A 13,586-nucleotide genomic window follows, 5' to 3' on the forward strand; every position below is an offset into this window, starting at 1 on the left:
GTTATATCGTGTACCTATTCACGTTAAGGAGAATGAAAATGGAATTGTCGAGTGACCAGAAATTTCAGGCGCTTACCCTGCGCTATCAGGATCAAGTTGAGCTGCATAGGATGCTTACAAACAATGTTTGGAAGATATTTGTTGCCTATTCCAGCTTACAAATGGTTCTGGGGGCATGGTTGGTTTCCTCCGAGGTTTTGTACGATGTGAGTTCAAGCTATTCGCTGTTGGTCATCGACTTCAGCATCACACTTATTGCCTATAAAATTTTGGGGCATCAGCATGAACGGCGTCAGGAAGTTACTCGCACCATTCAAAACCTTAATGAGGCTTTCGAGTTTAATGTGGAAGGGGTTTATCTCCCTGGTAAAGCATTGAACCCCGAGTACCACAGACGCTATTGGCTTAAGTGGTATCGCTATGCTTTGGCCGCAATGTTCGTCGCTATTTTCGCCATGGTTTTGTATGGGACTAATTAGCTCGTGCAAAATCAAACCCCCTCTAAAATGTCATAGCGCCCGGCCAGCTGTGCAGCGGCCAGGGCGTCGCCCATGGCTTGAGCGAACTGTTCGGTAGAGAGGTTGGGCAGTTGTTGCAGCAGTGTGACCTGAAGCGCTTCAAGGCTTTGGGCTTGCTCAACGGCGGTACGTATTTTCTCCACCCAGCCTTCTATAGCAAGGTCGCCGTCGGTTTGCAGGCGGTTAAGCTGGGCGTTGGTGGCATCGGTGGCTGGCGGGGCCGATTTTAGCGCGGCGAGGTTGGCGCGCAGGGCGGCGTTGTCGGTGTTGGGTGCGGCTGCAGGCGCGGGTGCAGGCGCGGGTGCAGCAGTGGGGCTTTGCAGTATGTCTTCTTGTTTGCTGGCTTGGGGAATGCCGCTTTTTTCGTGCGCCCACCACATGGGTATGCGCATGCCCATGTTAACCATTACCGGCAGGGAGTTGGCGAGGGTTTCGTAGTCTTCGGGTTCGCTGGTGTCGAGGAAGAACACCGGCGCACGGCGCAGGTCGTCTACGCCGTAGTTCATGGCGGCCATGGGCCAGAGGATGTCGCGTTTTATGGTGCTGGCGTATTGCCTAACGTCGCTGCGTAGCAGGCTCATTAGGCTGCGCTCGTGCACGTTGCCCAGGGCGTTGGTGTTGGTGCCTTCGCCTGTGCCACTGGTGAGGGTGCCGCCTAATATAACGCGGGCTTTGGCGCGCTCGCACCAGTTGATCATGCTTTCGAATACGCCTTCGTCGCCGCTGGCGGCGTTGAGGTAGTCGATTTTCATGCCGTCGGGAATGATGCCAGCCGCATTGCTACCCAGGCTAACCACGGCCCGTAGCAGGGTGGCTTTTTCGGCGTCGCTGGCGTTTTTGGGGTATTGGCCAACGCGGGCGGGCATGCCGTAAATTTCCAGCAGTTGGGCGAGGTCGCCCAGGGCGTAGTTTTGAAACAGGTAGGGCCAGGCAAGCATGCGGCACAGGCCGCTGCGCGCCACGTAGCCGGGTTTGGCGCGGTGGCGGTGTTGCGCCCAGCCCAGTGGCCATAGCTCGGCGCCGGTGTTGCTGTTGTCGCGCAGGGTAATGGTGTGTTGGTCGTCGGGGTGGAGCCTAAACCAGCTGTGTGGCTGGAGGGTGGGTTGTTCTATAAAGCGCAGGCTGTTGTCTTGTGCCCAGCTTAGTTCCAGGTTGGCCCAGCCATGCCCCAGCCCAGCGCCGAGGTCGATGATGAGGTCTTCCACTTCCAGGCCGTCGAAGGCTTCGGCGGCTTGTTCGGCGGCCATTTTTTCTTTGCGGCTGGCGCCCTCGGGTGGCTTGATTTGCCATTCCAGTTCGGCGGCAAGCTGGCGGCGTTTGGCCATGTCGCTGCCGATTTGTGGGTCTTTTTCTTCCATGTCGTCGAAGAGTTCGGACTGGGCTTTTAGGTTGCCTTGTTCAGCGCCCTCTAATATTTGGTAGAGCCGCGCGGGGGTTAAGCCCTTGCTGGGGTGCTCGGCAAATTCGCGCATGAGTTGCGCGCTTTGTGCGTTACCGGCACTGGCAGCAACTTGGGTGTCGTGTAGGGCGGGGGAGCGGGTGTCGATGCCTTTTTTGGACTTACGCTTTTTTTTGGCCATGGGGTGCTCTCTGTTAAAACGCGCCGCCGCCCAAGCCCAGGCTTAGGTCTTGGTCGGGGTCGTCGGTGCTGCCATGCCAGTGGCTTTTGGCGGCGGGGATGGGGGTAAAGTCGATGGCGACGGCGTCCATTAAGCTGGCGTAGTAGGCCATGGCCAGGGCAATGGCGGCGTCGCCGTGGCGGGTTTTGTCGTCGCCGGTTTTGCCGTCGGGCAGTTTGGGTATGCCTTTAATCACTTGCAGGGCGCGCAGGTCGTCGAGTACGTCGCGGTCTTTGGGTATGAGGATGTCGTCGTCTTCGAAGGCGGCTTTGAACTTGGGCATGTTGTCCAAATACCAGCTTTGGCTGAGCATGACGCATTCAATGCGGCCCGCGCCGTATTCATCCACGGCGGCCTCGGCCAGGTACTGGCCGTTGCCCCGCGCATCAAACGCACCGGCCTGAAAACGGGGCAGGCGGTCGATGATGAACTTCATGATTTGTTCTTGCTGCTTGAAGGGCACATTGCGCAGCTCCACCAGGAACGGCACTACCCGTTTAAGCGAGGCGGTAATGGCCATTGGGGCGAACACGGTGAAGTCGCCGGAGCGAGCAAAGTCTTCGCCGAAGCAGTGCGGGGTGTTGGGGTGCAGTTTGTTTAGCTCGGGCAGCAGGTGTTGGTTGCACCAGTGGGCAATGTGGGCGTAGCGCTGTGGCTCGGGCAGGGCGTTAAAGGCGGCGCTGCCCTCAAAGCGGAAGATGGGCGCGGCGGCCATGCGCGATTCGATAAGTGCGCGAGACAGGTAGGCGCCGCCACCGGCCTTGGGCACGCAGAAGTATTCTTCTTGGGCGTCTTCGGTGCTGGCGGTGTTTTTAAGTAGGCCTGCCACCCATTTGGCCTCGGCTTCTGGTGACCAGGTTTTGCGGGTGATTTGGCATATGCGCTTGTACAGCCCCTGCTGGCAAGCGTCCTCCAGGGTGATGCGGTGAACGCTGTAGTCTTTTTTACCGGCGCGGCTGTCTTGTATGAGTTCGTTAAACAGGTTTTCAACGCCGTTGTGGGTGCTAATTAGGCGTACTTTACTGCCCCACATGGTAAGGGCCAGGGCGGCTTTGAGTACTTCGGCGAGGTGTTCGTGGAAGGCGGCTTCGTCGATGGTGACGTTGCCTTGCATGCCCCGCAGGTTAGAGGGGCGTGAGCTGAGCGCCTGCACTTTGAAGCCGCTGGAAAAGTTGACGACGAAGGTGAGGATGTCTTTGTCTTCGTCTTGCAGGACGTCTTCTTGAATAGCCCCTGCGGCCTGGTCAAACAGTTTGGCCCACATGGCCACGGCGTCGATAAATTCGCGGGCCATTTCTTTGTTGGAGCCCACGTAAAAGTGGTTGCAGCCACCGGCAGATTTTTGGGCACCGGCGCACAGGGTGGCGTCGGCAGCCTCGGCCCAGGTGAGGCCGGTACGGCGAGATTTTTCGGCTATTTTGAGGTCGGATTCGTCGCCTACCCAGTTGCGTTGATAGGGCAAAAGGACGTCGTTTGCGTCGAAGTCCTTGTACCAGTCCGGGCTGTTAACGGTGCTGCCGCCCAGCAGTTTGCCTAAGCCGATGTCGGTGGTCATTTGTTAAGTAACCTCTGAATAAACGCCGCTATTACGATGCCTGTTGCAAGGTTTTCGCTGGCTTCTACGATGGCTTGTGCGATGCTCAGCTCGGTCATTTCGCGATTCCCAGAATTTTGTCTTTGATCGCCTGAACCCCTTCAGCACTTAGCCCGGCTTCGCGCCCCACGCTTTCGGTGGCAGCGGCAGCTTCTTCAGCGAAGGCTTTGCGTATTTCTGCCTCGCGTTTCACGTTCTCGCTGGCGGCTTTTTCGAGCCGCATGGCGGTGAGGGAGAGGTCTTTGAGCAGGTCGATAACGCCGGGGATAGACTCCTCCGACAGCTCGCTTTCCATCAGCTTGTCGGCCAGCTCGAACGACAGGGTGCGCAGCATTTCGTTAACGAGGTTGCCAAGCTGGCCCTGGGGTTGTGCGCCAAGCCGGTTGATCCACATTTCGGACACCTGGCGGGACTGGCGCAGGCGCTCGCCCACCTGTTCCATGCGCACGGCGTAGCGGTTAACAGCGCTTTTGGATACGCGGTCTTGGTGGCCCTCTGCCTCCAGAATGGCGTTGATCTGGTGGGTGGCGGCCAGTTGGGTAACGCGGGGGTCGCGCAGCAGCGCCTGTAACTGTTGCAAGATGTCGGGCGGCAGTTGCTCGATGGTGCTGGGGCGGTTGCGAGCCATTACTGGGGCCTTGGGCGCTGTACGCCGGGCACGGTGCTGCGGCCCAGGGCAACGTCTTCGCCCCGGTTGGTGAGCTTCACGATTTGCAGGTCGCCGTGTTTAGCCAGGGTGACCAGGCCTTGCTCCTGAAGCCAGGCCAGCTCGGTGCGCAGGCGGTCGAAGCCCATTTCGTGGCCGACCTGGCCGAGGATGCGCCGCAGCAGGTGTTCGTTTTGGCTGTAGCCGGCGTCTTGCTCCAGCACCAGCAATATGGACAGGCGCATATCCTGTTGCACCAGATTCGCGTAGCTCACTTTTTCCCTCCCTGATTTAACAGGTATTCGTTAATCAGCCCTAGTGTGCGGTTGATGCCCACCAGTTCGCCTTGCATGTTGCTCATGGCGGTGGCCACTTGGTTGACCTTTTCGTGTATGTCGCCAATGTCGTCGTGGTCGGGCAGGTGCTCTATTTCATGCTCCAGCTTTTCGATGCGGCGGCTGAGTTGTTCGGTGGTGGTTTCGACTTTGGCAATGGCACTGTTGGTGGCGCGGGTGCGTGATGTCCACCAGGCGTAGATACCCAGTGCGCCCATGAACAGGGTTTGCAATAGGTCGAAGACGAAGCGGTAGCCGTCCCAGTTAACGGCGTTCATGGCGGTTTAACTCTTCGTTAATGCTTTGGCATTCCACACAGTACGGTGACACCACGGCGAGCTGGCGCGCTTTGGGTATGGGCTGGCCGCAGTCTTCACATTCGGTGGCGCTGCGGCGCTGTGCCTGGTGGCGCTGGTGGGTGGCCAGGGCGTGTTGGCGCTCGCGCTCGGTGAGTTCGGCGGCGCGTTCGAAGTCGCGTTCATTCACAGTGTTGTTGTGTCCATTGTTTAACGGCGATAAGGCGTGCCCAGCCTTGTTTGCCCCATTGGTGTAGGGCAACGAGGTAGTGGGCCACTTCGCGTTGCTGGTAGTTGCCCTGGGGGCGTTGTGGTGGCGGCTGTGTGGCGAGTAACCCGGCGGGCACTTGGCAGAGCACCGTGGGGGTGGGCGGTGGCACGGGGGCAGCGGCGCAGCCACTCAGCAGCATTAGCAGCAGGCATAGGCGGTGCATTACGGCAGGCCCTCCAATGCTTGCCGCAGCACTGGGGCTACGGCGCCGTTGTCGCTGGCTGGGGCGTTGGCAATGCGCTGTTGCAGGCTGCGGTAGCGGGCGTCGGTGTTGGCCAGTTCGGCTTGCAGAGTCTGTACGGCGGCGTTGGCGGCCTGCTGTTGTTTGGCTAGCCGGTCGGCACGGGCTTTTTCGGCGGTGGCGAGCTGCTGCCACTGGCTGCGTTCGCTTAGGCTGGTTTGCAGTAGGTGTTGCAGTTGGCCGGTGCGCCAGGCGTGGTAGAGCAGGGTGGCGATAAGCAGCGCAACGGCAACAGCCAATGCGGTAGTTAGTGCGCGAAGCATGTGGGGCCTCCCTGCCAGCCTGCAGCGCGGTAGCGCGGTTCCAGGGTGCGCATAATGCGTTGCACGTAGTGGCGGTTTTCCTGCATGGCGGCGGGGCTGCGCGCGGAGTAGTGCTGGGTGTGGTGCCACCAGCGGTCGGGGTGTTGACCGGCGGCCTCGGCCAGGCGCCGGTCGCGGGTGATCCACCCTGGGCCACCGTTGTAGCCACTGAGGGTGAAGGCCCAATGCTCGCAGGGTGGAACGTCGCGCGCGTGCCACGGCTTAACGCGCTGGTGAATGTGGCGGTTGTAGCGCAGCAGCGCCCGCATGGCCCAGCCGGGGGTGTACGGGGCCGCGTGGCCGAGGTCGGGGTAGCGGCTGGTGATCCACTGCGCGGTGGCAGGGGTAAATTGGCTAAGGCCCTGGGCGTAGGGACTTTGGGCGGTGGCTTGCCAGCTACTTTCCTGGTGGATTTGCGCGGCGAATAATGCAACCGGCGCCTGCAGGCCAAATTCTTGCTGAGCAAGCCGGGTAAGAGGGCGTTGGTAGCCCTTTGCGGCGGCGGGGATCTGCGCCACGGCAGCGGTGCTGAGCAGGGTGACGGCAAGCAGTAGCCAGCGCATGCTTAGACCCCCAGCCCCAGGGCGAGAATGGCAGCGGCCACCAGCAACGCACGGCGAACGAGTGCGGCGGCAATGATTAGCTCGCCGTCGATTTCAATGGCGAGTTGATGGGGGCGGGCATAGTGAAAAATGCTGCGGTCGATCCAGTAGCCGAGGTAGGCGCCCAGCGACAGCTTGGATAGCGACCAGACTAATACGCCGAGTTGGTAAGGGGCGATAACGGCCACGACGCACGTGGCCAGTAAAGCGCTTAGCAGCCAGGGCCAAACGCGAAGGGAGTCGTGTTGTTGTGTGGCCACCTCTGTCTCCGTTTGATGGTATGGAGACTAGAGGTTAGGGGAGGCAGGGAGCTGGGGTTAGGTGAAGGGGTTCAGGGGTGGGGCGTTCCCCACTTAGTCTTGCTCTGCATCATCACTTGGGTCAAAGTTTCCTAACCCATATTTGCGGGCAGCTGCTGCCGCAGATTTCTCATCCTTGAACATATCTAAAATTTCTTTTTCGTCATCTGAGAGGTTACCCAGCAACCCGCCTGTTGAGAGTAAACCCATTTTTCTCTTTGTGATGTATGGGTTGTCGATTGCCATATTTAAATAAAGGTTTTGTTGCTTTTCTAGCAGCGTTATTCGTTTGGCCATACTTCTGGTGAGGTTTAACAACTCAGATAAAATATCGTCAGTTGTTCTAGATGGCTGTGTATTCAGGTCGGTTGGGTTTTCTTCTAATATGCGGTGAAAGCGCTCTTGAAAATCTGGCCAGTACGTATCGAAGGCTTTCTCTAATTTTTTTTCGCTTAAGGCTTCTTCACCCATCGCATTATTGATGGTCTTCACCAGTTTCAACATATCTTCGCGCACTGGGATTGTGTGATTGATTTGAGCCAATGGCCCCACAACCTCCTCCGGCTTGAGATCAATGAGAAAGGTGCACGCGAAGCTATCACTTAGGTGTTTCGCGATTGCGCCTGACTCAAAAAGTATCCAGGGTTTGTCTTTGTTCTCTTTGGATAAACAAATTATCCCTATGGAAGATTCGTGTAACGCTTTACGAATTTCGACGTTCCATGACGACCCTTTTTCAATGTCGTATTTTGACATCCACGGTTGCGTGGCTTGAATCACGCCTTCGATCCACTCTTTTATCAATTCGGCGACTGCACCACTACGTTCGCCCGACCAACTAATAAAAACCTTCATTTGCCGTGTTCCTTGTTGTTGCGCGGTGTGGCGCTGTGCCATTCCCTGTTGGGTAAGTATGGCGCAATACGGCGGCGCTGTTAATGGTTGGCGAGGGCGTTGAAGTCGATGGGGTGAAACGATTCGCTGGCGATGAATTTGCCGTTGTGGGTGTGGGTGATTTCCAGCATGCGGCTGACGGTGGTATAGGTGATGTGCTGCCTGGGGTTGGGCATGGTGGGTATGCTTAGGGTAATGCGGTTGCGGTGTACCCGGCAGCCGGTGAGCTGGAGGGTGCCGTTGTGGGCGGAGCCGGTGCGTAGTTGAAAGCGCTGCGGTGGGGGCTGCGCGGCGCTGCTGGCTTGCAGGCTAACTTTGCTAAGGGGCAGGTCGTAAACGGTGGCGACAGCGGCATAACACAGCTGCACCGGGGTAAAGGTGTGCTGGCGCTCGCCGTGTTTTTGGGCGGCGATTAACAGCAGGGCAAGGCCGGTGATGCCAAGGCTTTTGAATATTTCGCGTGGGCCACTTATACCTAGCCCAACAATAAGACAAACGAGGGTAATTACGCTGGCGGTTAGCATGGCACGTTCCTTGTGCTGGCTGATTTTTTTGGGGTGTGGCGTCCTGCCTGCCCGGTGTGACCTGGTGTTTTTGGGTGGGCTTAGTGTGGGGCCTGGCCTTCCATTAAACCGAGCAGGTCACTTGTTTTATAGCCGACTACGATGAATTTAACCATTACTTGTGGTGCGGTTTGGGTTGGCCGCAGTGGGTGGTGCGAGGTGGCAACGTATTTAAAAAAGCTGTCGTGGTTGCCCAGGCCGTCGGCGGCCAGGTGTTCTTGTACGCCGCCGGGGTTAACGGGAAAGCGCAGAAATTCGTAGCCCTCTATTGGGGTAATGCGGTAGTAGATGCTCTTTTGATTATCCCAGCTATGAGCTTCGACCTGTATGTCTGGATCGCCTTGCAGGCGGTTGCCTTGGGCGTCGAACAGCGCTGATTTGGTGGTGAGGCTAGAACGGGCTTTGCTGAGCAGTTCAAACAGGGCGATGGCGTCTGAGATCATGGTTCATTCCTGAAGTTGGTACCCACCATTTTCGCTTTCTTCTACACCGAGGCGCGCGGCGAGCTTTTGGGCTTTGCGGCGCTGGCGTTCTTTGGCAGGACGGGTGTGTTCGTACAGGGCGGTGGCGAGCAGGGCAAGGGCACTCAGGCCTAGCAGTGCGGTAACGGCCATGGGGTAGCTGTTGAAGGTGTATACGGCCAGGCTCAGCAGGGCAGCGGTAAGCAGGGCTTTGATGGTTGCGCCGAGAAAGGCAAAGAGGGCGTTGGCACCTAGCAGCAGGGTAAGGGCGATGAGTAGCAGCAGTGCAATGAGCATGGGACTTCCTTGTTGGTTTACAGCAGGCGTTGCTGGGGCGACGCTTCCTGTTCGCCTGCGGCTAGTATGACGTAAATTTGTCGTTCGGTTAAACCGTGTTTTAACGCTAACGAGCGCACGCTGGCGCCACCGGCGCGGGCTTGGCGAATGAGTTGGTCGCGAGCGTGGCGCAGGGCTTGGGTGCAGCGGGGAAGGTCGAGCGCTTCGCCGGGGAAGGTGGCCGCCAACGCGTGGGCGGCGCGGTGGCCCAGCAGGCGGGCAAGCAGGTGGCTGTCGGGCAGTTGCTCGGGTACGTAAACGCGGGTGCCACCGAGGTGCTCTACCAGGGTGAGGGTGGCGTTTAGGCCGATGGCATGGACAACGTCGGTAAGGCTGCTGGGCAGGTTTGCTGAGGCGAGTGGGTTCATTGTGGGGCCTGCTTGGGTTGGCGTTGGGTGTCGCGGCGGCGCTGTATTTCGAGTGCGGCAACAAGCCGCCAGAGTTGGTCGGCGTTGAGCCAGTCCACCCGTTTTAGGCCGAACATGTGCTCGGCCATGCTGTGGGCGTACTGCCAGCTTTGGTTTTTGTCGGCGAGTAGGGCTTCTATTTTGTTCATAAGGGCGGTGCGGTTTTTGGCGGGGCGTGGGCGCTTGCCGCCTTTTTTGGGCACAAAACCTTTGCGCGTGAAGTCGTCCATTACGCAGCGGAGTTCTGGTAGGGAGAGGTGCTTGGCGCTGGTTTTGCCGGTGAGGGTTTTTAGGGCCTGCCGGTAGGTGTCGTCGTCCAGTGCGAGCTGTTTGCGGGCAATGTGGATTTGCGCCAGCAGGCGCTGGCGTGGGGGTTTAGTGCTCATGGTTGGCCTCTTCTAGCAGTGTTAACCCTTCTACCTTTTTAAATTGGCGGATGAGGCTTTTGGCGGTGTTGAAGTCGGGCACGTAGTGCTCGATTTTTTGGTCTAGCTTGGGGATGAGTTTTTTGGCTTGGCGTACCCCTAGGTTTTTTACGATGGAGGCGCGCTTTTTGGGCGGGTAGAGCGCTCTGCTTCGTTTGCGCCATACCTGTTTGACGATGGGGCTGTAGATGTCGTCGTTTTCTGGAAGCATCCATTTACCTTTCCAGCTGCCGTCGATGTAGACGATGAGGGCGAGTTTGCTTTCTGAAACGCGGCTTTTAACGACGCTGATTTCATGCGGGCCGAGTTGGAATTTTTGCTGCCCGAACAAGCCGGATAGGTTTTTTTCAATGGCTGTCCATTGGTCTTTGGTGATGGCGTTCATAGTGCGGCGATGTCCAGTGGAATGGGTTGGTAGTTGTCGGTTTGGCCGATGCGTTTATAGATGCGCAGGTAGGCGGTGGTGCCGATGATTTGTATGGAGTCTTTGAGGGCTTCCATGGCGCTGCGCCAGCCGTCGTCGTCGATGTCGAGGCGGAGTAGGTCGAGCACGGCGGCGGTTTTGATTTTGCCTTGGCCGTCGGTGCGGAAGGCGCGGTCTACGAGGGCTTTTATGTGGGCGTTGGCGCCTTCGCTCCAGCGGAGGATGCATTGGTTGATGAGTTCGCGGGCGGCTTCGAGTTCTTCGGTGAAGGTGAGCCGCTCGGCATAGGTGCGGGTAATTTTGTATTGGCCGTCGTAGGTGGTGAGGGTGACGTTGCCTTTTTTGCCTCCCATTTTGACGTTGTATCGCTCGGCGGCAATGCTGACGACGTCGGCAACATCGGCGAGGGCGCGGGCTTTGAAGTCGCGCAGGCGCTGGTTGAGTTCTTGTGCTTCGGTGGCGAGGTCGCGGGCGACGGCGTCGCGGAGTTTGTCGTGATCGCGCACTTGCTCTTGTGGTACGAGGTGACCTGCGGCGTTGAGTAGGTAGCCGTTGGGGGGCTTATTCATGGTTGGCTCCTTGGGCGGGTTGGCTGAGTTGGTAAAGGGGGCGGCCGCGAGTGCAGCGCCCGGATGAGTGAATGCGGTTTTGCATGATGAGTTTGCAAATAACGGATTGCGCGGTGTGGTAGGGAATGTCGAACTGCTGCGCCACGCCGTGGCTACCAATGCGGCGGTTGTGAAAGGCGAGGTATTCGACGGTGCGTTGGGCGAGTGCCTCTAGCTGTTGTTGGCTGTGTTGGCTCATGGTGTTTGGCTCTGTGTGCGTTGGAGTACTTGGCCGTTGTTGTAAACGAGGCGCTCGTGCGGCTGCCCGCAGTAGGGGCAGTTGAGGGTGCTGTGCCAGGGGCCGATGTCGGCCGGTGGTTGCACGGCATGGAGTTGCTGCCGACAGCGCGGGCAGTTGTAGGTGGCGGTGGCTACGTTTTCTTGCTGGCAGCCTTGCAGGCGCTGTTGGTAGCGTTTGCGTTGGGCATGCAGTTGTGGGCTGTGGGTTATCGACATGACAGTTTCCTTCTGAAGTCGCTTTTGTGGTGTGAACGTTTGTTGCGGCGTTTGTGGTGCAGGGGTTCGATAACGCTGCCGTTGCGCTGGGGCAGGTGTTCGACTTGGCGCTGGGGTTGGTGGGCGTCGAGTTGTTGTTGTACCTGGCGTTGTTGGGGCAGCAGGGGCCGGTGGTCTTGCTGTAGGTAGAGTTGTTCTATGAGCTGGGGGTTGGGCAGGTATTGTTCCAGGCTTAGGCCATAGGCACGCAGGCCCAGCTCGATAAAACGGTCGGCGTAGTGTTCGAGGTAGTTAACGTTGTAGAGGGTCATGCTTTGACTCCGTTACGGGTTGGGCGTTGGTTGTTTGGGCAGGTTTGGCAGGCGCGATAGAGGGCGATGCGCGAGGGGTTGCTGCCGATGAATTTGGCGTTGCGGTGTTTTTGGCACTCGGCTTGTGAAATTTCGCCGAGCTTGGGGCAGTGCACGGCACCGAGGGTGCTGAGGATGCGGCTTTCCATGTTGGCGTGTGAGGGCGTGGGGTATTTGTTGCGCAGCAGCAGGCTGATGGCGGTGCGCGACACGCCAAGGCGCCGGGCAACGGTGGCTTGGTTGCTTTCTTGTACTTCGTTGGCGAGTACGGTGATGAAGTGCGGGGGCGTTTGGCCCCAGGCGCTTAGGTTGATGGTGGGTTTCATAGCAGCTCCTGTGGGTCGTCGGCGCACATGACTTTGTTGAGGTTGGGGTCGTAGACGGTTTTAACGCGCTGTACCTGGGGTGGGCGCGGGCCGGTGTTCATGTGGGGGATGAGGCAGATCACTTCGCGGCGGCCGCGGTTGCGGTCGCAGGGTTCGACGACTTGGAGGTATTTGGCGCGTTTGAGCGAGCGCACGTAGCTAACGGCGCTGCTTTCTTTAACACGCACTTCTGGGGTGGTGGCTTTTTCGGCAAGTTGTCGAGCGTCCATGGGGCCGAGGGTGCGCAGGCAGCGCCACATGTTTTCCTGGCCTCGGCCTTTGAGTACGGGGTTGCCTTGGCGGTCTAGCCGGGGGGCTTCGGCGCCGGTGTCTTTGATGAGTGAGTATTGGTTTTCAACAAATTGTTGGTTGGTTAGCTGGACGATGTAGCCACCTTTTAGCAGGGCGTGCAGGTAGGTTTTAACGGTTTCGTCGTCGGCGTCGGCTCGGCGTGCGATGGTGTAGATGGTGAAGTTGTCGCGGTGCTCACGGATTTGTTCCCAAATGCGTTGGCGTGCGGGTTTGCCGCCAATGAGTTCCATTTGGATGGGTTTGCGGCGTCCGCGCTTGGTGGTTGGCTTGTTCATGCGTGGCCTCTTGTTGTGCGGTAGTACTCGGCGATGTTTTGGTAGACGCGAATGCCGAAGTCGAATTTGCCTTCTGCGTTGGGCAGGGGTGAGATGACGCGGCGGTATAGGGCTGGGTCTAGGCCGGGGTGGTGGAAGTATTCGTTGGTGACGATGACTTCCACGGCGTAGGGTTTGCCGGGTTCGCTTAGCAGCACTTTTTCGCCGAAGTTGGCGTCGCGTATTTGGGTGTTAATGGCAGGCATGGTTTAGAGCCTCCGCTTGGGGGCTTCGCCGGTGTAGAGTTCGCGGCGGCCCCAGGTGTCGCGGCTGGCTTCGTCGATGCCTTCGGCGATGGCGGTTTCGTTGATGAGTTCGAGGTTGACGGCAATGCGCCGCACGCTGCCAGCGCTAAGGTCTACGAGCATGTCGAGGAGGTCGTCGGTGACGTTGATGGCGGGCGCGTAGATGCTGACGAGTTTGCGGGCGTCGTCGAGGGTGACGGGTTGGGCGGGCACCCAGGCGAGTACGCGGCCGTGGAAGCGTTCCCATTTTTTGAGTTTGGTGGGTAGTTGTTCTTCGCCAATAAGCAGGATGGGGGCTTGGCTGGCTTCGTAGATGTCGCGGATGAGTTCGACGTTGTTGCGCTCTACGATGTGATCCATTTCGTCGATCATTAGGGGGCGGCCTGACTGGGCCAGCTCTTGGGCGACTTGGTCGAGCATTTCGGGGATGGTGTAGGCGGGTTTGATGCCCATTTCAAAGAGGATGGCTTTGAGTGTGGCTTTTTTTGACCACACGGATTTGGCCTGCACGTAGAAGGCGCGGTGACGGTTGGCGGCGTAGATGGCGGCAACGGTTTTGCCAAAGCCGCTGGGGCCGAACATGCATACGAGGCCGGGCAGTGAGTGGGTGCGGGTGATGGCTCGCTCCAGGGCGACGTCGCAAATGCTGAGGTTTGCGGTGTCGGCGATGCCGTTGGCGGTGTGGGTCATATTGGTGCTTCCT

The 13,586-nt window shown here is 58.5% G+C and carries 26 protein-coding genes; 1 reads left to right on the forward strand and 25 read right to left on the reverse strand.

Annotated elements, in window-relative coordinates:
- The first annotated feature begins 38 nt into the window (after positions 1 to 38).
- The gene (locus B3K78_RS07760) at positions 39 to 479 is read left to right on the forward strand and encodes a hypothetical protein (protein ID WP_286694986.1); all 441 of its coding nucleotides are present in this window, start codon (positions 39 to 41) and stop codon (positions 477 to 479) included.
- Positions 480 to 490: 11 nt separating this feature from the next.
- Here B3K78_RS07760 and B3K78_RS07765 read toward each other — a convergent pair whose 3' ends face one another.
- The 25 genes from B3K78_RS07765 to B3K78_RS07885 all read right to left on the reverse strand — a co-directional run bounded on the left by B3K78_RS07765 (position 491) and on the right by B3K78_RS07885 (position 13,573).
- Positions 491 to 2,098, reverse strand: coding sequence for a DUF935 domain-containing protein (locus B3K78_RS07765; protein ID WP_286694987.1), 1,608 nt, complete (start codon positions 2,096 to 2,098; stop codon positions 491 to 493).
- A 13-nt stretch (positions 2,099 to 2,111) separates the two neighbouring features.
- The gene (locus B3K78_RS07770; protein WP_286694988.1) at positions 2,112 to 3,692 is read right to left on the reverse strand and encodes a terminase large subunit domain-containing protein; all 1,581 of its coding nucleotides are present in this window, start codon (positions 3,690 to 3,692) and stop codon (positions 2,112 to 2,114) included.
- A gap of 94 nt (positions 3,693 to 3,786) precedes the next feature.
- The gene (locus tag B3K78_RS07775) at positions 3,787 to 4,359 is read right to left on the reverse strand and encodes a DUF3486 family protein (RefSeq protein ID WP_286694989.1); all 573 of its coding nucleotides are present in this window, start codon (positions 4,357 to 4,359) and stop codon (positions 3,787 to 3,789) included.
- Complete coding sequence (locus B3K78_RS07780) at positions 4,359 to 4,652, reverse strand: VpaChn25_0724 family phage protein (protein WP_286694990.1); 294 nt, start codon at positions 4,650 to 4,652, stop codon at positions 4,359 to 4,361. Before B3K78_RS07780 ends, B3K78_RS07775 begins: the two co-directional genes overlap by 1 nt.
- Positions 4,649 to 4,990: a DUF2730 family protein gene (locus B3K78_RS07785; protein ID WP_286694991.1), complete on the reverse strand. Its 342-nt coding sequence runs from the start codon at positions 4,988 to 4,990 to the stop codon at positions 4,649 to 4,651. Before B3K78_RS07785 ends, B3K78_RS07780 begins: the two co-directional genes overlap by 4 nt.
- Complete coding sequence (locus tag B3K78_RS07790; RefSeq protein WP_286694992.1) at positions 4,977 to 5,198, reverse strand: TraR/DksA C4-type zinc finger protein; 222 nt, start codon at positions 5,196 to 5,198, stop codon at positions 4,977 to 4,979. Before B3K78_RS07790 ends, B3K78_RS07785 begins: the two co-directional genes overlap by 14 nt.
- On the reverse strand, positions 5,191 to 5,442 hold the full coding sequence (gene lysC, locus B3K78_RS07795) for an Rz1-like lysis system protein LysC (protein ID WP_286694993.1): 252 nt from the start codon (positions 5,440 to 5,442) through the stop codon (positions 5,191 to 5,193). The genes B3K78_RS07790 and lysC overlap by 8 nt, the downstream gene beginning before the upstream one ends.
- Entirely contained in the window at positions 5,442 to 5,783 is a 342-nt protein-coding gene (locus B3K78_RS07800) for a hypothetical protein (RefSeq protein WP_286694994.1), read from the reverse strand. Before B3K78_RS07800 ends, lysC begins: the two co-directional genes overlap by 1 nt.
- Positions 5,768 to 6,385 (reverse strand): transglycosylase SLT domain-containing protein, encoded by a 618-nt coding sequence (locus B3K78_RS07805; protein ID WP_286694995.1) that lies wholly within the window; start codon positions 6,383 to 6,385, stop codon positions 5,768 to 5,770. Before B3K78_RS07805 ends, B3K78_RS07800 begins: the two co-directional genes overlap by 16 nt.
- Before the next feature lie 2 nt (positions 6,386 to 6,387).
- Positions 6,388 to 6,684 (reverse strand): putative holin, encoded by a 297-nt coding sequence (locus B3K78_RS07810; RefSeq protein ID WP_286694996.1) that lies wholly within the window; start codon positions 6,682 to 6,684, stop codon positions 6,388 to 6,390.
- Positions 6,685 to 6,777: 93 nt separating this feature from the next.
- Complete coding sequence (locus B3K78_RS07815; RefSeq protein ID WP_286694997.1) at positions 6,778 to 7,578, reverse strand: toll/interleukin-1 receptor domain-containing protein; 801 nt, start codon at positions 7,576 to 7,578, stop codon at positions 6,778 to 6,780.
- A gap of 80 nt (positions 7,579 to 7,658) precedes the next feature.
- On the reverse strand, positions 7,659 to 8,141 hold the full coding sequence (locus tag B3K78_RS07820) for a hypothetical protein (protein WP_286694998.1): 483 nt from the start codon (positions 8,139 to 8,141) through the stop codon (positions 7,659 to 7,661).
- 80 nt (positions 8,142 to 8,221) lie between these two features.
- A complete protein-coding gene (locus B3K78_RS07825) occupies positions 8,222 to 8,623 on the reverse strand; it encodes a hypothetical protein (RefSeq protein WP_286694999.1) in 402 nt (133 codons plus the stop codon).
- A 3-nt stretch (positions 8,624 to 8,626) separates the two neighbouring features.
- Positions 8,627 to 8,938, reverse strand: a complete 312-nt coding sequence (locus tag B3K78_RS07830) for a hypothetical protein (protein WP_286695000.1) — start codon at positions 8,936 to 8,938, stop codon at positions 8,627 to 8,629.
- Positions 8,939 to 8,955: 17 nt separating this feature from the next.
- Positions 8,956 to 9,345, reverse strand: a complete 390-nt coding sequence (locus B3K78_RS07835; RefSeq protein WP_286695001.1) for a Mor transcription activator family protein — start codon at positions 9,343 to 9,345, stop codon at positions 8,956 to 8,958.
- Positions 9,342 to 9,770: a gp16 family protein gene (locus tag B3K78_RS07840; RefSeq protein ID WP_286695002.1), complete on the reverse strand. Its 429-nt coding sequence runs from the start codon at positions 9,768 to 9,770 to the stop codon at positions 9,342 to 9,344. Before B3K78_RS07840 ends, B3K78_RS07835 begins: the two co-directional genes overlap by 4 nt.
- A complete protein-coding gene (locus B3K78_RS07845) occupies positions 9,760 to 10,194 on the reverse strand; it encodes a hypothetical protein (protein ID WP_286695003.1) in 435 nt (144 codons plus the stop codon). The genes B3K78_RS07840 and B3K78_RS07845 overlap by 11 nt, the downstream gene beginning before the upstream one ends.
- On the reverse strand, positions 10,191 to 10,802 hold the full coding sequence (locus B3K78_RS07850) for a DUF3164 family protein (protein ID WP_286695004.1): 612 nt from the start codon (positions 10,800 to 10,802) through the stop codon (positions 10,191 to 10,193). The genes B3K78_RS07845 and B3K78_RS07850 overlap by 4 nt, the downstream gene beginning before the upstream one ends.
- Complete coding sequence (locus tag B3K78_RS07855; protein WP_286695005.1) at positions 10,795 to 11,040, reverse strand: hypothetical protein; 246 nt, start codon at positions 11,038 to 11,040, stop codon at positions 10,795 to 10,797. The genes B3K78_RS07850 and B3K78_RS07855 overlap by 8 nt, the downstream gene beginning before the upstream one ends.
- The gene (locus tag B3K78_RS07860) at positions 11,037 to 11,297 is read right to left on the reverse strand and encodes a hypothetical protein (protein WP_286695006.1); all 261 of its coding nucleotides are present in this window, start codon (positions 11,295 to 11,297) and stop codon (positions 11,037 to 11,039) included. Before B3K78_RS07860 ends, B3K78_RS07855 begins: the two co-directional genes overlap by 4 nt.
- Positions 11,288 to 11,608, reverse strand: coding sequence for a hypothetical protein (locus B3K78_RS07865; RefSeq protein WP_286695007.1), 321 nt, complete (start codon positions 11,606 to 11,608; stop codon positions 11,288 to 11,290). Before B3K78_RS07865 ends, B3K78_RS07860 begins: the two co-directional genes overlap by 10 nt.
- Complete coding sequence (locus tag B3K78_RS07870; RefSeq protein ID WP_286695008.1) at positions 11,605 to 11,973, reverse strand: hypothetical protein; 369 nt, start codon at positions 11,971 to 11,973, stop codon at positions 11,605 to 11,607. Before B3K78_RS07870 ends, B3K78_RS07865 begins: the two co-directional genes overlap by 4 nt.
- On the reverse strand, positions 11,970 to 12,599 hold the full coding sequence (locus B3K78_RS07875; RefSeq protein WP_286695009.1) for a helix-turn-helix domain-containing protein: 630 nt from the start codon (positions 12,597 to 12,599) through the stop codon (positions 11,970 to 11,972). The genes B3K78_RS07870 and B3K78_RS07875 overlap by 4 nt, the downstream gene beginning before the upstream one ends.
- Positions 12,596 to 12,844 (reverse strand): hypothetical protein, encoded by a 249-nt coding sequence (locus B3K78_RS07880; protein WP_286695010.1) that lies wholly within the window; start codon positions 12,842 to 12,844, stop codon positions 12,596 to 12,598. Before B3K78_RS07880 ends, B3K78_RS07875 begins: the two co-directional genes overlap by 4 nt.
- Before the next feature lie 3 nt (positions 12,845 to 12,847).
- On the reverse strand, positions 12,848 to 13,573 hold the full coding sequence (locus B3K78_RS07885; RefSeq protein ID WP_286695011.1) for an AAA family ATPase: 726 nt from the start codon (positions 13,571 to 13,573) through the stop codon (positions 12,848 to 12,850).
- Positions 13,574 to 13,586 lie beyond the last annotated feature (13 nt).

Origin of the sequence: Spongiibacter sp. UBA1325 (assembly GCF_002306875.1) — a bacterium.
Taxonomy (GTDB): Bacteria; Pseudomonadota; Gammaproteobacteria; order Pseudomonadales; family Spongiibacteraceae; genus Spongiibacter; species Spongiibacter marinus.